The 15,101-nt window shown below is 67.5% G+C and carries 8 protein-coding genes and 1 riboswitch; of the genes, 5 read left to right on the forward strand and 3 right to left on the reverse strand.

The window, feature by feature from the left end:
- Positions 1–10: 10 nt before the first annotated feature.
- The 3 genes from ACSFA7_RS04215 to ACSFA7_RS04225 are packed head-to-tail and all read left to right on the forward strand — an operon-like array spanning position 11 to position 4,802.
- Positions 11–3,844, forward strand: coding sequence for a pilus assembly protein (locus tag ACSFA7_RS04215; RefSeq protein WP_435498224.1), 3,834 nt, complete (start codon positions 11–13; stop codon positions 3,842–3,844).
- Positions 3,841–4,251, forward strand: a complete 411-nt coding sequence (locus tag ACSFA7_RS04220) for a type IV pilin protein (RefSeq protein WP_435498225.1) — start codon at positions 3,841–3,843, stop codon at positions 4,249–4,251. The genes ACSFA7_RS04215 and ACSFA7_RS04220 overlap by 4 nt, the downstream gene beginning before the upstream one ends.
- Positions 4,248–4,802 (forward strand): GspH/FimT family pseudopilin, encoded by a 555-nt coding sequence (locus tag ACSFA7_RS04225; protein ID WP_435498226.1) that lies wholly within the window; start codon positions 4,248–4,250, stop codon positions 4,800–4,802. The genes ACSFA7_RS04220 and ACSFA7_RS04225 overlap by 4 nt, the downstream gene beginning before the upstream one ends.
- 18 nt (positions 4,803–4,820) lie before the next feature.
- Here the strand turns inward: ACSFA7_RS04225 and nrdR are convergent, their stop codons facing one another.
- The 3 genes from nrdR to ACSFA7_RS04240 form a co-directional block, all read right to left on the reverse strand.
- Positions 4,821–5,264, reverse strand: a complete 444-nt coding sequence (gene nrdR, locus ACSFA7_RS04230) for a transcriptional regulator NrdR (RefSeq protein WP_013541926.1) — start codon at positions 5,262–5,264, stop codon at positions 4,821–4,823.
- Between the two features lie 21 nt (positions 5,265–5,285).
- On the reverse strand, positions 5,286–6,530 hold the full coding sequence (gene glyA / locus ACSFA7_RS04235) for a serine hydroxymethyltransferase (RefSeq protein ID WP_435498227.1): 1,245 nt from the start codon (positions 6,528–6,530) through the stop codon (positions 5,286–5,288).
- A 41-nt stretch (positions 6,531–6,571) separates the two neighbouring features.
- Positions 6,572–6,697: riboswitch (ZMP/ZTP riboswitch) on the reverse strand.
- 30 nt (positions 6,698–6,727) lie between these two features.
- Positions 6,728–7,579, reverse strand: a complete 852-nt coding sequence (locus ACSFA7_RS04240; RefSeq protein WP_307507891.1) for a lytic transglycosylase domain-containing protein — start codon at positions 7,577–7,579, stop codon at positions 6,728–6,730.
- A 602-nt stretch (positions 7,580–8,181) separates the two neighbouring features.
- Between ACSFA7_RS04240 and ACSFA7_RS04245 the strand changes: the two genes are divergently transcribed.
- Positions 8,182–11,997: a DUF748 domain-containing protein gene (locus tag ACSFA7_RS04245; RefSeq protein ID WP_435498228.1), complete on the forward strand. Its 3,816-nt coding sequence runs from the start codon at positions 8,182–8,184 to the stop codon at positions 11,995–11,997.
- Between the two features lie 190 nt (positions 11,998–12,187).
- Complete coding sequence (locus ACSFA7_RS04250) at positions 12,188–15,064, forward strand: DUF349 domain-containing protein (RefSeq protein WP_435498229.1); 2,877 nt, start codon at positions 12,188–12,190, stop codon at positions 15,062–15,064.
- Positions 15,065–15,101 lie beyond the last annotated feature (37 nt).

Raw genomic sequence — 15,101 nt, forward strand, 5'->3', positions numbered from 1 at the left:
CGAGACCTGTATGCGCCTCCTTCGAATTTGGGCGATGGCCGTCTGCGCCATCCCATGCGCCCATGCCGCGGCGGCGGCGACCGCACCCGACGCGGAGCTTCCGAGCGAGCCGATGTTTTCGCTGGCTTCGCGCGCCGACCCGGGACTGGTGATCGATCTTTCGCTGAAGCGCGCGAACGCGGGCGCCGCGTACCACGACAGCTTCGACGCGAAGAAAACCTACGGCGGTTACTGGGACGCGATGGGCTGCTACGGCTACGCGGCGGGCGACGGCTATTTCAAGCGCTCGTCCACCGCAACGAGGCTCGGCAGTGGAGAAATCGCCTGCGTCAACCAGTGGAGCGGCAACCTGCTGAACTGGGCGCTGTCGTCGTCCCTCGACGGGGTGCGCCTTGCGTTGACGGGCGGCGACCGCGTGATCGACGAGCCGGGCCGCACGGTGTTGCAGCGCGGGGTGCTGCCGGAGGACTTTCATCGCAGCGCCCACTTTCCCGACAAGGCGGTGACCGGCAACCTGGACAGGCTGACGCCGCTCGTCACAGGCGCGCGCGGCGGGATGCGCGCGACGGACACGCTGCACTTCAGCAACTGCCTCGATCGGTTCGTCGTCGGGCCTACAGCCGCCGGCACTTGTGCGGCGCCGGGCGGCACGTCCTACATCGCTCGCGTCGAGGTGTGCTCGGTGGCCGAAGCGGCGGTGCGTTCCTCGCTCTGCGTCAGGTACCCGGATGGCAATTCCAAGCCCGTGGGTGCCATCCAGCACTACGCCGGGCGGATGAGGTTCTCCGTCTTCGGCTATCTGCCGGATGACGACCCTGCACGCTATGGCGGCGTTCTGCGCGCACCGATGAAGCACGCCGGGCCGCGGAAGATCGACACGGCCTTCGACATGGTGGACAACCCGCAGTCGGAGTGGGAAGCGACGACGGGCGTGTTCAAGGCCGACACGGCGGAGGGCCGCGGCATTGTCAACGCCATCAATCGCTTCGGGCGCAACGGCGTCCGGCAGGGCACCTACAGCTTGTTCGATCCGGCAGGCGAGCTTTACTACGAGTCGCTGCGCTATCTGCAGGGCAAGGCGCCGACGCCCGATGCCGTCGCCGGTACGGACAGTCCCCGGCGCCATGACGACCCCATCGCCGCCAGTTGCCAGAGAAGCAGCATCCTGGTGATCGGCGATGCCGAAACCCACCACGACCGTTCGCTGCCGGGCATGTCGAAGGGGGACTCCATCGGCGACTTCGACCGGGGCTTCAACATTGCAGCCCACGAGCCCGACACGGCCTACTGGACAAGTCTGGTCGGTGCCTTCGAAAACAGGGAAGCGCTTTCCTACACGCACCCTTCGGGCAAGGCGGGCCTCACCACCCGTGGCAACGAGGGGCCTCGGGCGTTCAACTACAAAGGCGGCGCGCCATTGACCTCGGCCCACATCGCGGGCGTCGAAACCGGCGCCGACAAGGGATCGTTCGGGATGGCAGGCCTTGCGTACTGGGCCCGCACGCAGAAGATCCGCAGCGACCACACCAACCTGCGCGCGCAGACCTTTGCCATCGACATGGGGCAGGGCGGCGTGAGCGCCATCGGGCAGAAGCAACGCGGCAGCGTCTTCTATCTGGCCGCGAAGTACGGCGGTTTTGCCGACAGCAACGACGACGGCAATCCGTTCCTTGCGTCGGGCGGCGGTTCCGAATGGGCCGAGGGCCTCGACGGCGATAACCAGCCCAAGCCTGCCAACTACTTCCTGGCCGGCGACCCGCTGCAGATGACCGAAGCCATTCGCCGGACCTTCCTGCACGCGATCGCGCCGGCGGGCGGCGTCGCTGTGGGTGGCGCTCTTTCCTCGAACACGATCACCGAGGCCGGCGCGAGCCTTTACGTGCCGCAGTTCGATGGACGACGCTGGTCGGGCACGCTGCGGTCGTACCGCCTTCGCGCGGATGCGGCGACAGGTACGGTGCAGCGTGCCGACAGGCCCGACTGGGATGCCGGCGAGCTGCTGACCGGCAACCCGAACGCGGTGCCGCCCGTGGCCGCGCGCGACGTCGCGAGCAGGCGCATCTTCACGCTCTCGACGGCCGGTGCCGGCACGCCGTTTCAATGGGAAGCGCTCGACAGCGGGCTGCGCGGCTGGCTGAACGCGGTGCCCTATGTCGTGCCCGAAATCCCCGACGGCCTGGGCGCCGAGCGGCTGGCCTATCTGCGTGGAGATCGGCGCAGGGAGCAGTCCGCGCCGCAGGGCATCTTTCGCGTGCGCGACTCGGTCATGGGCGACGTGACCAATTCGAACCCGGTGCACGTGGGCGCGCCGGGCCCCGCGATCCAGGAGCCGGGCCACGACAGGTTCCTGGCTGCCCATCGCGGCCGGCCGCCTGTCGTGTACATCGGCGCCAACGACGGCATGCTGCATGCCTTCGACGCCCGCACCGGGAACGAACTCTTCGCCTACGTGCCGCGCATCATGTTCGCCCGACTGGCTGCCTACACATCGCCGGACTACCGGCATCGAAGCTACGTCGACGGAACCCCCGTCGTGGGCGACGCCCGGATGGCGAGCGGCGCATGGAAGACCGTGCTGGTTTCCGGCAACGGCGGCGGTGGCACCGGGGTCTTCGCGCTCGACGTGACCGACCCCGTAACGTTCTCGGCCGACAAGGTGCTGTGGGAGTTCGGCGGCGCGCACGACAGCGACATGGGCCATGTGACGCAGGCTCCACGCATCATGAAGTTCCGCACCGCGGCGGCCACGAAGACCCAGGCCGCCACCTATGGCTGGTTCGCAGTCGTTCCTTCGGGCTTCAACAACGCCAACCCCGACAAGCTCGCCGCGCTGTTCCTGCTGTCGCTGGACAAACCTGTGGGCGAAGCCTGGAAGCGAGACACCAACTACTACAAGATCGTCCTGCCAGCCCCGGCAGACAAGACCCTCGTGAATGCCCTGAGCACCCCGGGCGACTATGCGGAAACGGACGGCGCCACGCGCTTCCTCTATGCAGGCGACACGCAGGGCAATCTGTGGAAGTTCGATTTCTCGGGCAATGCGCCGTGGGGCAGCAAGGCTTTGGCGCTGAACCGCAAGCCACTGATGGTCGCAATGACAGACCGCGGCGCGCAGGCAAGTCGGCAGCCGATCACCGTCGCGCCCGAGGTCGGCGTGGGCCCGGCGGGCGGCGCGATCGTGCTCTTCGGAACGGGAAAGTTCGTGAGCACCGAAGACCTGGGCCGTTCGGGCCGGGGCGTTCAGACGATCTATGGCGTGTACGACAACGGCGTGGCGATTCCCGCCGGCGAAGCGCGGGTGCAGCTGCAACCGCGCAAGGCCAGTGCCGTCGATGGACAGGCATTTCCGCCAGTCACCGGCGATGCCTTCGTGTACGGCGCGTTCGACCGCAAGACGAACGCCCGGCGCGGCTGGTACTTCGACCTGCCGGCGGGACCCGCGCAGGGCGAGCGGCTGGTCTTCAAGCCGGTGCTGGGCGACGGCCAATTGTTCTTCAACACGCTGATTCCCGATTCCAGCGCTTGCAGCGCCGACGGCGGCGGCCGCACCTGCGCTGTGAACGCGATGACGGGGCTCTCGCAGGGCGGCACCTGCATGCCATCGAGTGTCGGCATGCTGGGGGCGCCGCATCTGGTGCAGTTGGGCACGGCCGGCTTCGGTGCGACCGATGCGCTCGGGCGCCGTTCGGAAACGAAGCGCCTCGCCATCGTCAGCACGGGTGCGCGCAGCGGTCGGGGCACAGGCCTCTCGACCGCGCAGCCCGTCGGCGACGGCAAGGTGGGCCAGACCGGCGGACGCCTGAACTGGCGACAGATCACCGACTATCGGAGAGCGAAGCAATGAGGACCCCGGTGCTTCGCGGTTTCACGCTGATCGAGATGCTGATCGTGCTGGCTATTGCCGCGATCCTGGTGGCCATCTCCTATCCGTCGTACATGGATTTCGTACGCAAGGGCTGGCGCAGCGAGGGGCGTTCCGCGCTGATGCAGCAGATGCAGGAGCAGGAGCGCCGCTACACACAGGTGGGGCGGTACCGGCGCTACGCGGGTGACTCGGGAGACGGCGGCGCTGGCGGCAAGTACACCGTCGAGAGCAGCAGTTGCGAAGGGAAGGGGAGCACCGACAGTTGCATCCGGCTGACGGCCACGCTGAAGGCCGGATTCTCCGACCCGCAGGTCGGCAATCTCTGGGTGGACAGCACAGGCGGCAAAGGCTGCGACGGGACGCAGCCCGCCAGGTGCTGGCAATGACGGGCGGCAAGAGCGCGGCGTCGGCCGGCTTCACCTTGGTCGAGCTGATGGTCGTCGTGGCCATCGTGGCGGTGCTGGCCGCCGTCGGCGCACCGAGCTTTCGCGACATGCTGCTCAACCAGCGTCTCGCGACCGCCGCCCAGGGCCTCAGTTCCGCATTGAGCTTCGCGCGCATGGAGGCCATTCAGCGCGCGCGGCCCGTGGAGGTGGCTGCGTTCACGGGCGGCGATTGGTCCCATGGCTGGGTCGTTCGGACCGGAGGCGATGAGTCCTTCAAGACGCTGCGGCGCTTCGAGCGGTTGCCGCAGGGCGTGAGTGTCGACGCGACGCTCGGGGGCGGGTTTGCGCAGGGCCTGCGTTACGACGGCAACGGGTTCTCGCGACAGACCGCAAGGGCCGGCTTCAGCGCGGGCTGCCTGACGCTGAAAGCCGAGACCGGGCGCAGGGCATCGATAGTCGTCTCGGCCTCAGGCCGGGCGAAGGTCTGCAATCCGGATGCGAGCGGCGATTGCGGCTCGGGGGTGTGCGGCAGGGGCGACGATGGCGGCTGACAGCCGCCGCAGCGTCGGTCAGATGTCCCGTAGCAATTGCCTGAACTCGTCCACGTCCTCGAAGCTGCGATACACCGAGGCAAAGCGCACATAGGCCACCTTGTCCAGGCGCTTGAGCTCGCGCATCACGAGTTCGCCGACCTTGGTCGAATCGATTTCGCGCAGGCCGCTGGCCAGCAGCTTCTGCTCGATGCGCAGGAGAGCGGTGTCGATCTGCTCGATGCTCACCGGGCGCTTGCGCAGCGCCAGCATCATCGAGGCGCGCACCTTGGAGGAGTCGAAGTCGGCGCGGCTGCCGTCCTTCTTCACGACCACGGGGAAGTTGACGTCGGGGCGCTCGTAGGTGGTGAAGCGCTTGTCGCAGGCGCTGCACTGGCGGCGCCTGCGGACGAAGTCGGCGTCTTCCGAAACGCGGGTCTCGACGACCTGCGTTTCAAGATGACCGCAAAAAGGGCATTTCATGCGGCCAGGTCTTCCAGTCGATCAGCGATAGACCGGGAAGCGGCTCGTCAGCGCGTGCACCTTGGCGCGCACTGCGTCGATGTTCGCCGCGTCGCGCGGGTTCTCGAGCACGTCGGCGATCAGGTTCGCGGTGATGCGGGCCTCTTCGTCCTTGAAGCCGCGGGTGGTCATGGCGGGGGTGCCGATGCGCACGCCGCTGGTGACCATCGGCTTTTCGGGGTCGTTGGGGATCGCGTTCTTGTTGATCGTCATGTGGGCGCTGCCCAGCACGGCTTCGGCTTCCTTGCCGGTGATGCCCTTGGCGCGCAGGTCGACCAGCATCAGGTGGCTTTCGGTGCGTCCGCTCACGATGCGCAGGCCCCGCTCGGTGAGGGTGTCGGCCACGATCTTGGCGTTCTTGACCACCTGTTGCTGGTAGGCCTTGAACTCGGGCGTCATCGCTTCCTTGAACGCGACGGCCTTGGCGGCGATCACGTGCATCAGCGGGCCACCTTGCAGGCCCGGGAAGATCGCGCTGTTGATGGCCTTCTCGTGCTGCGACTTCATCAGGATGATGCCGCCGCGCGGGCCGCGCAGGCTCTTGTGGGTGGTCGAGGTCACGATGTCGGCGTGCGGCACGGGGTTCGGGTACACGCCCGCGGCCACGAGGCCGGCGTAGTGGGCGATGTCGACCATGAAGATCGCGCCCACGTCCTTGGCCACCTTGGCGAAGCGCTCGAAGTCGATGTGCAGCGAGTAGGCCGAGGCGCCCGCGATGATCAGCTTGGGCATGTGCTCGTGCGCCTTGCGTTCCATCGCGTCGTAGTCGATGGCTTCGTTGGCGTCCAGGCCGTAGCTCACCACGTTGAACCACTTGCCGCTCATGTTGAGAGGCATGCCGTGGGTCAGGTGGCCGCCTTCGGCCAGGCTCATGCCCATGATGGTGTCGCCGGGCTTCAAGAACGCCAGCATCACGGCTTCGTTGGCCGAGGCGCCGCAATGCGGCTGCACGTTGGCGGCGTCGGCACCGAAGATCTGCTTGACGCGGTCGATGGCCAGTTGCTCGGCCACGTCGACATGCTCGCAGCCGCCGTAGTAGCGCTTGCCCGGGTAGCCTTCGGCGTACTTATTAGTGAGCTGCGAGCCCTGGGCGGCCATGACGGCAGGCGAGGCGTAGTTCTCGCTGGCGATCAGCTCGATGTGGTGTTCCTGGCGCGCGTTTTCGGCTTGAATCGCGGCCCAGATTTCGGGATCGGTCTGTTCGACCAAGATATTGCGTTGGTACATGGCAGTCCTTTGAAGACGAGGTCCTTGTTCTTCAACCAAACAAGGGCTGCCCAGGCGAACGGCTGAACGCCTGTTGTGGCCAGGCGGTACGCTTCCCAGTGGTATTCCACGTCAGCGCGTGGCACCTTGTTCAGGTGCTGCGCCTATCGCCAGTCGCGTACAGGGCCGAGTGTAGCTCACACCCAGCCGGGCCGGCTTCAGGAAACCGCGGAAAGCAGGGCGACCTTGGCGGGCTCCGAGCCTTCTTCGGCCTTGATCGGGGCCGGTGCCGGCGTCACGATGGGAATCGGCTGCGCGCGCACGGTCGTGCGGGGCGGCTGTACCGACGGCGCACGACCGTTGGCGACCTGCAGCAGGCGCTCGTGCTCGGCCATCACCTTGCTGGCGTAGCCGCCGTCGTCTTCCAGGTTGGCTGCGCCCACGTAGTAGCGCAGGCCACCTTCGAGCGAGCCGGCGCGGGAGATGCATTCCTGCAGCACCTTCACGCCTACGCGCATGTTCGTCACCGGGTCGAAGGCGGTGAGCGTGCCGCCCGCGCTTTCGTACTTGTCGCCGTGCACGCGGGTCATGACCTGCATCAGGCCCTGGGCGCCTACATGGCTCTGGGCAAAGGGATTGAAACTGGATTCCACGGCCATGATGGCCAGGATCAGTGTCGGGTCGAGCTTGGTGCGCTTGCCGATGTTGTAGGCCTCGGCCACGAGCACGCTCAGCGGCTCGGCCGCAACGCTGTACTTCTTGCTGAGCCAGTACGCCACGGCGGCCTGCTGCTTGGGCAGGTCGCCGGGGCTTGCGGCCGTGGTGCGCTCGATGGCGGTCGGCTCGAGGTCGGTGACTTCAGGCGCGGGCTTGCGCGACTGCAGCCAGCCCATGAGCTGTTCCTCGCCGGTCTGGCGCAGATCGGGCCGTGCCACGAGGGCGAGGGCCGCAAACACGATGGCCAGGCCGACCAACGCAAACCCGTTGTGGGTGATTTCAAAAAAGCCGTCTGCCACATCGGACACAAAGGTCCTCAGCCCGCGGGCTGTGGCATCAAACGCCTTGTTCATCGCTCTTCCTTTCTGTGCGGCACCTGCTCGCAGCGCCTGGAGAGGCGATGGATGAAGGCAACGGCGCTTGGATTGGTACGAATCAGGCTCCGCGCATGGAGGGGTGTAGGGTAAGGAGCGCGGTGACCTGATCAAGCCGGGGAGTTCTCGGCAGCGGATTCAGGGGGTGGCCCCGTTGCGTCTGGCAATCGGAGCAGGCCGGATTCTAGCGTGGCTAAATACTCGGTCAAGCATAAGGATTTTGTTTCTTATGCTAATAGATGTTTAAAAAATGAGCCGCCCCCAGAGGCGTTTCGCCTAGGGAAATCCCTTGGAAGATTGGATTTGCAATGCGAGGGTGCGGCACCTAATCTGAACGGGCCTGGGTTTTCAGGCGTTTTTCCGAAGTCAGGCAGTCCGAGGTGCAAGTCAAGGGCTCGAACGACGGAGGATCCACGGCGGCAATCTCTTGCTGCCAGCACGGCAGGAACCATTGACTTCCGGTCGCGCGAATCGATGGCTTGGGTGTTAGGCCCGCCATCAAGCCCGGCAACGAGGCATTCAGTCGCGTTGCCGGGCTTTCTTGTTTCTGCTTTGGCGCATGTTTGCGGCACACTCCCGCGATGGATTTAGCTTCGCTCAAACAAAATAAATGGGCGCGACGCGGGATCGTCGCGTTGCTGGTTCTGTTGGCCCTCTGGGTCATCGCATGGTTGGCAGTGCCGCCGATCGCCAAGAGCCAGCTTCAAAAGATCGCGAGCGAGAAACTGGGCCGGCAGGTCACCGTGGGCAAGATCGATTTCAAGCCCTGGACCCTCGAGCTCGCGCTGCACGACCTGCGCATCGCCACCGTCGACGGCAAGCAGCCGCAACTGGCCATCAAGCGCATCTACGCCGACGCCGAACTGCAATCGCTCTTTCGCCTGGCGCCCGTGATCGATGCGGTCTCGGTCGAGTCGCCTGCGATCCTGCTCACGCACCAGGCCGACGGCAAGTACGACATCGACGACATCCTGGCCAAGCTGGCCGCGGGCCCGCCGCCCGATCCCAAGGCCGAGCCGGCGCGCTTTGCGATCTACAACATCTCGATCAGGGACGGCGCGGTCGACTTCGACGACCAGACGGTCAAGCGCAGGCACGAGCTGCGCAACTTCGTGCTCAACGTGCCTTTCCTGAGCAATCTGGCTTCGCAGCGCGAGGTCAAGACCGAACCCAAGCTGGCCTTCGTGCTCAACGGCAGCAGCTTCGATTCGGCCGCCTTCACCACGCCCTTCGCGGCAAGTCGCAAGACCGACGCCCATGTGCAGTTCAAGGGTCTCGACCTCGTGCCTTACCTCGGCTACATCCCCGGCGGCCTGCCGGTGAAGCTGCAGGCCGGCAGCCTCGATGCCGACCTGAAGATCGACTTCCAGCAGGCCACGACGACCGGCCTGAAGATCTACGGCACCGTGGAAGCGCACGGCGCCAAGCTGAGCGACGCCAAGGGCCGCGATCTGCTGGGCTTCGATTCGCTCAAGCTCGCGCTGGCGGACGTGCGCCCGCTCGAATCGGTGTTCCATTTGAGCGAAGTGGCGCTCGCCAATCCGCAGCTCGTGGTGGCGCGCGATGCCTCGGGCCAGCTCAACCTGATGGCGACCGATCCGGCCACCGGCGCCGCGGAAAAAGTGGCGCCGCTTCCAACCGCCGCGGCCAGTGCGCCGGCCGGCAAAGCAGCGGAAAAGCCCAAGCTGAAGGTGCAGGTCGACAAGGTGGCACTGAGCGGCGGGCGCATCGGCTGGCGCGACGAGACCGTCAAGCCGGCGGCCGCCGTCGACGTGACCGACCTGGGGCTCGATGTCACCGCCATCACCTGGCCGATGGAGAAACCGGCCCAATTCAACGGCAGCACCACCATCGCCGGCGCCTCGCTCAAGTTCAAGGGCAGCGCCACCGACAAGGTTGCGGACGTGCAGACCGAGGTCGACGCACTCCCGCTCTCGTTGGCGGCTCCCTATCTGGCACAGAGCCTGGAGCCCACGCTTGACGGCAAGCTCAGCGGACAGATCGACATCGCCTGGAACCAGCCCAACCTCAAGTTCAAGGCGCGCCGCCTGGCTGCCGACGGCCTGGCGCTGACCCAGACCAAGACCGCGCTGGCGAGCGTCGGCCGCTTCGAGCTGGTCGATGCCGAGGTCGACATGACGCAGCACACGCTGAACATCGCCTCGTTCACCGCCACCAACCCCAAGGTGCGCGTGGAGCGCGACAGCGAAAAGCGCTGGATGTTCGAGCGCTGGCTGCGCACGCCGGCCGGCAACGGCGGCGCTGCCGAGGCGAAGGTCGCGGCGCCCAAGCCCGCCGGCGCCGGATCGGCCAAGGCCGACGCCAACACCAAGCCCTGGGCGCTGACCATCGGCACTGTGGCGGTCGACAACGGCAGCCTCTCTTATTCAGACAAGGCCGGCGCGCTGCCGGTGACGGTCGAGGTCACGGCCTTCAAGTTGAACGCCCAGAAGATCGCGCCGGAGACCAACACCGCGTCGCCATTGCAGGTCTCGGGCCGCATCGGCTCCGGCCGCTCCGACCCGGGCAAGTTCGACTACAAGGGCAACGTGGTGCTCAAGCCGCTGGCGGCCGAGGGCCGGCTCGAGGTGATCTCGTTCCCCGCGCACGCCTTCAAGGCCTATTACGCGGACGCGCTCAACGTCGACATCCGCCGCGCCTTCGCGAGCTACCGGGGCACCGTCCACTACGCGACCGCGCCGGCCGGCATGACCGTCAAGCTGGCCGGCGACACCGCGCTGGACGACTTCCGCGCCAACAGCGTGTCGCTGACCCAGTCGCCCGGTTTCGACCGCAACACCAACCAGCTCCTGAGCTGGAAAACGCTGAGCCTGCGCGGCCTGCAGGTCAGCATGGCGCCCGGTGCTCCACCCAAGGTGGACGTGCGCGAAACCACGCTGACCGACTTCTTCGCCCGCGCGATCGTCGATCCGACCGGCCGGCTCAACCTGCTCAACCTGACGAAGAAGGGCGAGGCCGAGGGTGCTGCCGCTGCCGCAGCGACCGCCGAAGCCAAGACCCAGAAGGGCCCGGGCGGCACCACCACGACGACCCGGGGGGGGCCGCCGGCGCAGCGCTCGGGCGGCGCGCCGGTCCCGGCCGAAGCCATGGTGGGCGGCAGCTCCGAACCGGCGAAGGCGGCGGCACCCGTTGCCACGGCGCAGGCGGCCGCGGAAACAGGCCCCGCGCCAGTCATCAACTTCGGTCCGATGAGCCTGGTCAACGGCAAGATCGATTTCACCGACCTGTTCGTCAAGCCCAACTACTCGGCCGACCTGAGCGAGCTGACCGGCAAGCTCAGTTCCTTCTCGTCGAACCCGCCCAAGGGCGAGACAGGCCGCCCGGCGCTGGCCGACCTGGAACTGCGCGGCAAGGCGCAGCAGACCGCCGCGCTGGAAATCACCGGCAAGCTCAATCCGCTGGCCAAGCCGCTCGAGCTCGACATCACCGCCAAGATGCGCGACCTCGACCTCGCGCCGCTGTCACCGTATTCGGTGCGCTACGCCGGCCACGGCATCGAGCGCGGCAAGATGAGCATGGACGTGAATTACAAGGTCGCGCCCGACGGACAGCTCACGGCCACCAACAAGCTGGTGCTCAACCAGCTGCAATTCGGCGAGGAAGTCGCCGGCGCGCCCAACAGCCTGCCGGTGAAGCTGGCGGTGGCCCTCCTGGCCGACCGCAACGGCGTGATCGACGTCGACCTGCCGCTCAGCGGCTCGCTCAACGATCCGCAGTTCAGCGTCGGGCCGCTCATCTGGAAGGCGGTGGTCAACCTGATCGTCAAGGCCGTGACGGCGCCGTTCAGCCTGCTCACGGGCGGGCTTGGCGGCGGTGGCAGCGGCGAATCGAGTGCCATCACTTTCGAGGCGGGCAGCTCGATGCTCAGCGCGGCGGCGAAGGAAAGCCTGGACAAGGTCGCCAAGGCGCTGACCGAGCGGCCGACGTTGGAGATGACGGTCGTGGGCACCTCCAGCCTCGAGAAGGAGCGCGACGCCTACCAGCGCCAGCGCGTGCGCCAGCTGACCCAGGCCGAAAAGCGCCGTGTCGCGGTGCGCGGCGGCCAGACCGGCACCGATGTGCCGCCGGTCACCGACGCCGAATACCCCGAGCTGTTGACGGCTGTGTACAAGCGCGCGGACATCACGAAGCCGCGCAACCTCGTCGGCCTGGCCAAGGACCTGCCGGTGAAGGAAATGGAAAACCTGCTGTTCGCGAGCGTGCCGGTCGACGAGGAGTCGATGCGGCAACTGGCCGTGGAGCGCGGCGCCGCGGTGCGCGACTACCTGCTGGCGCAGAAGCTGACGAGCGAACGGCTGTTCCTGGGCGCAGTGCGCACCACGGCCAGCGGCGCCGACTGGAAGCCGGGCGCCGAACTCAAACTGACCATGAAGTGAGAACGGCCACTTGGTTTTTTGCATCGGCTTGCTATATATGTAGTCACCTTTAATCTCCCAGCCCGCAACCTGCATTGGCCGCCGTTCCGCAACGGAATTGGGCGGTCCACCGCAAGTGGGTGAAAATGTCGATGTGCGCCGGCCTTTGCCGGCGCCTTCGCTTTCCATACCAAGACAACGATTTCGCGCAGTGACCTCTACTTCTTCCAAGCCACACGACCTTCAGGCCCTCGACACGCTCACCGGCGGCGCCTTCACCGCGCCGACCTCCGGCGAGCGCGCCGCGCGCATCCGCGACTGGCTCGCGGGCAACCCGGCATCCGAGCAAATGCAGGAAGTCTTCAAGGAACTGAGCGGTCGCGACAAGGGCGCCGCGCGCCTGCTGCGTGAAAAGCTCGACGAGCTCAAGCGCGCCAAGGGCCAGGAGGCCATCGCTGCCGAATGGGCGCAGAAGGCCGAGGCGCTGCTGGGCCAGTCCAAGCTCAATATCGCCGATGCGCTCGCCTGGCAGCGCGACGCCGCCAAGGCCGGCGCACCGCTCTCGCGCGAACCGCTCGCAGGTCTCAAGGCGAAGCTGGCCGAACGCGTGAAGGGCATCGAAGACCTGCAGCACCGCGCCCAGGTGCACCGCGAAGCCGCCGTCTTGCTGGCACAGCGCTTTGAAGTGCTCTCGACCAAGGGCTGGCAGGACGCCCAGGCCGCGGAGGAGTCGCTGCGCAACGACGTGACCCATTGGCAACAGCAGACCGCCGACATCACGTCCGACATCAACTGGAACAGCCTCGATGCGAAGTTCGCGCCGCAGCTGGAAGCATCGAAGTCGCAACTGCTGGTCGTGTCCGATGCGTTCCACAGCGCGCTGGCGCAGGCCATTGCTGCCGCAACCGATGCTGCCGCGCCGCTGCCGCCGGTGCCCGTGTGGGCCGACGAGCTGCGCAGCGCGCGCGGCGAAGTGCTTGCGCCCAAGGCCGCAGCGCCCGCACGGCCTGCCGCACCCAAGATCGATCCGGCCGTGCGCGCCGCGGCGCAAGACGCCGTGCAGGCCGCGCTCGCCAAGCTCGAACAGGAAACCGCCGAAGGCCACGGCAAGGCCAGCGCCGGTGCGGCTGCCGCGCTGCGCGCGGTGCTCAAGGAGCACGGCAAGCTGGTCGAGGCGCCGCTCGAAGCCCGCGTGCATGCCGCGTTGGTCGCGGCCGGCGAACTCGAAGGCTGGCAGCGCTGGAGCGCCGACAAGGTCCGCGAAGACCTCGTCGCCAAGGCCGAAGGCCTGCTCAAGCGCCCCGAAGGCCAGGCCCTCGGTGGCCGCAAGATGCAGGAAACCCTGCGCGCGCTGCGCGACCAGTGGAAGCAGGCCGACCAGGGCGGCGTGCCCAACCATGCGCTGTGGAAGCGTTTCGACGAAGCCTGCAACGAAGCCCACAAGGTGGTCGAGGCCTGGCTCGAGAAGGTGCGCGCCGATGCGGCCGAGCACCGCGCCCATCGCGTGGCGCTGATCGAAGAGGTCAAGGCCTGGGCTGCCGAGCATGCCGGCGCCACTGACCTGAAGGCGCACAACCGCGCGCTGCACCAGTTCGCCGACCGCTGGCGCGATGGCGGCCACGTGGGCGAGAAGGTGTTCGCCGAGCTGCAGCCGCAGTGGAATGAAGCCTTCGGCGCCGCGCGCGCACCGTTCGAAACGGCGCAGAAGGCCAGTGTCGAACGCCGCCAGGCCATGATCGCCGAGGCCGTCGAGCTCGGCGCCCAGCCGATGCTGCGCATCGACGCCGTCAAGGCGCTGCAACAGCGTTGGCAGCACGAGGCGCAGAGCGTGCCGCTCGACCGCCGCCACGAACAGAAGCTGTGGGACGCGTTCCGCGCCCCCATCGACGAAGCCTTCAACCGCAAGACCGCCGAGCGCGAAAAGGCGTCCTCGGCCATGAGCGAACATGACCGCCATGTGCTCGACGCCTCCAAGGCGCTCGATGCGGCCAACGCCGGCGGCGACGTGCAGAAGATCCGCGCGGCCATCGCCCGCCTCGAAGGCGCGCTGCGCGGCGAAGCGCCGCCGCCCGCACCCAAGGCCGAACCGCCTGTGGTGACCAGCGATGGTCCATCGGTCGGCGCAACCGAAGTCGTGGCACCCGGACAGGCCGCCGCTGAATTCGCCGAAAGCGCCGAGCAGGCCCCAAGCCCGAGCGATGCGGAAGCATCGCCGACCGCACCCGCTGAAACGGTGCAGGCTGATGCGCCCGATCTCGTGGCACCGGCCGATGGCGCCGATGCCTCCGCACGCGCGGACGGCGTAGCGCACGACGCTGGCGAAGCCGCCGTTGTCGAAAGCCCGGCGCCGGCCGCCGCGCCGAAGCCGGCACCCAAGCCGGTCGTGGCCATGCGCGGTGACGACCGTCCCAGCAGCAAGAAGGCGGAAGCGGCGCCCGCGGGCCGCGCCGGCGGCAAGTTCGGCGATCGTCGCGACGGTGGTCGATCAGGCCCAGGTGGTCCGGGTCGTCCCGGCGATCGTGGCGGTCCGCGCCCCGACGCACGTGGTGGTGACCGTGGTGATCGCGGCGCACCGGCCGGTCGTTTCGGCGACCGCCCCCCGCGCTTCGAAGACCGCGGTCCGCGCCTTGGCGATGCCGCTTTCCGCGCTCAGCGCGAAGCGCTCGAACGTGCGGACATGGCGCTGCGCAAGCTCGCGGCGCAAGCCCACGGCGAAGCGCTGACGCAGGTGCTCGGCGCCTGGGAACAGCGCGATGCCGCGCGCCTGCCGAGCGTCCAGGAACTGGGTCGCGCGGTCACGCCGGCTGTTCGCACGAATTGGTCGCAAGCCATCGGCAGCGCGCCGACGGCTGCTGCCAACGATGCCGCCGAAGCACTGCTGCGGCTGGAAATGGCTGCCGAAGTGCCGACGCCGGCCGAGCAGCTCGACGCACGCCGCGCGCTGCAGCTCAAGCTGCTGACCAAGCGTGGTGATCCGGCGCCGGTGCAGACCTGGGGGCAGGACGCCGGCAAGGTGCTGGCTGCGGCGCACGACGCTGCGAGCGCACGTCGCCTGCAGAACGCGCTGAAGGCGCTGCTGCGCAAGTAAGGCGCGCGCTGGACAGCCAAGAAAAAGACGCCCGCGG

Origin of the sequence: Variovorax trehalosi (genome assembly GCF_051216415.1) — a bacterium.
Taxonomy (GTDB): Bacteria; Pseudomonadota; Gammaproteobacteria; order Burkholderiales; family Burkholderiaceae_C; genus Variovorax.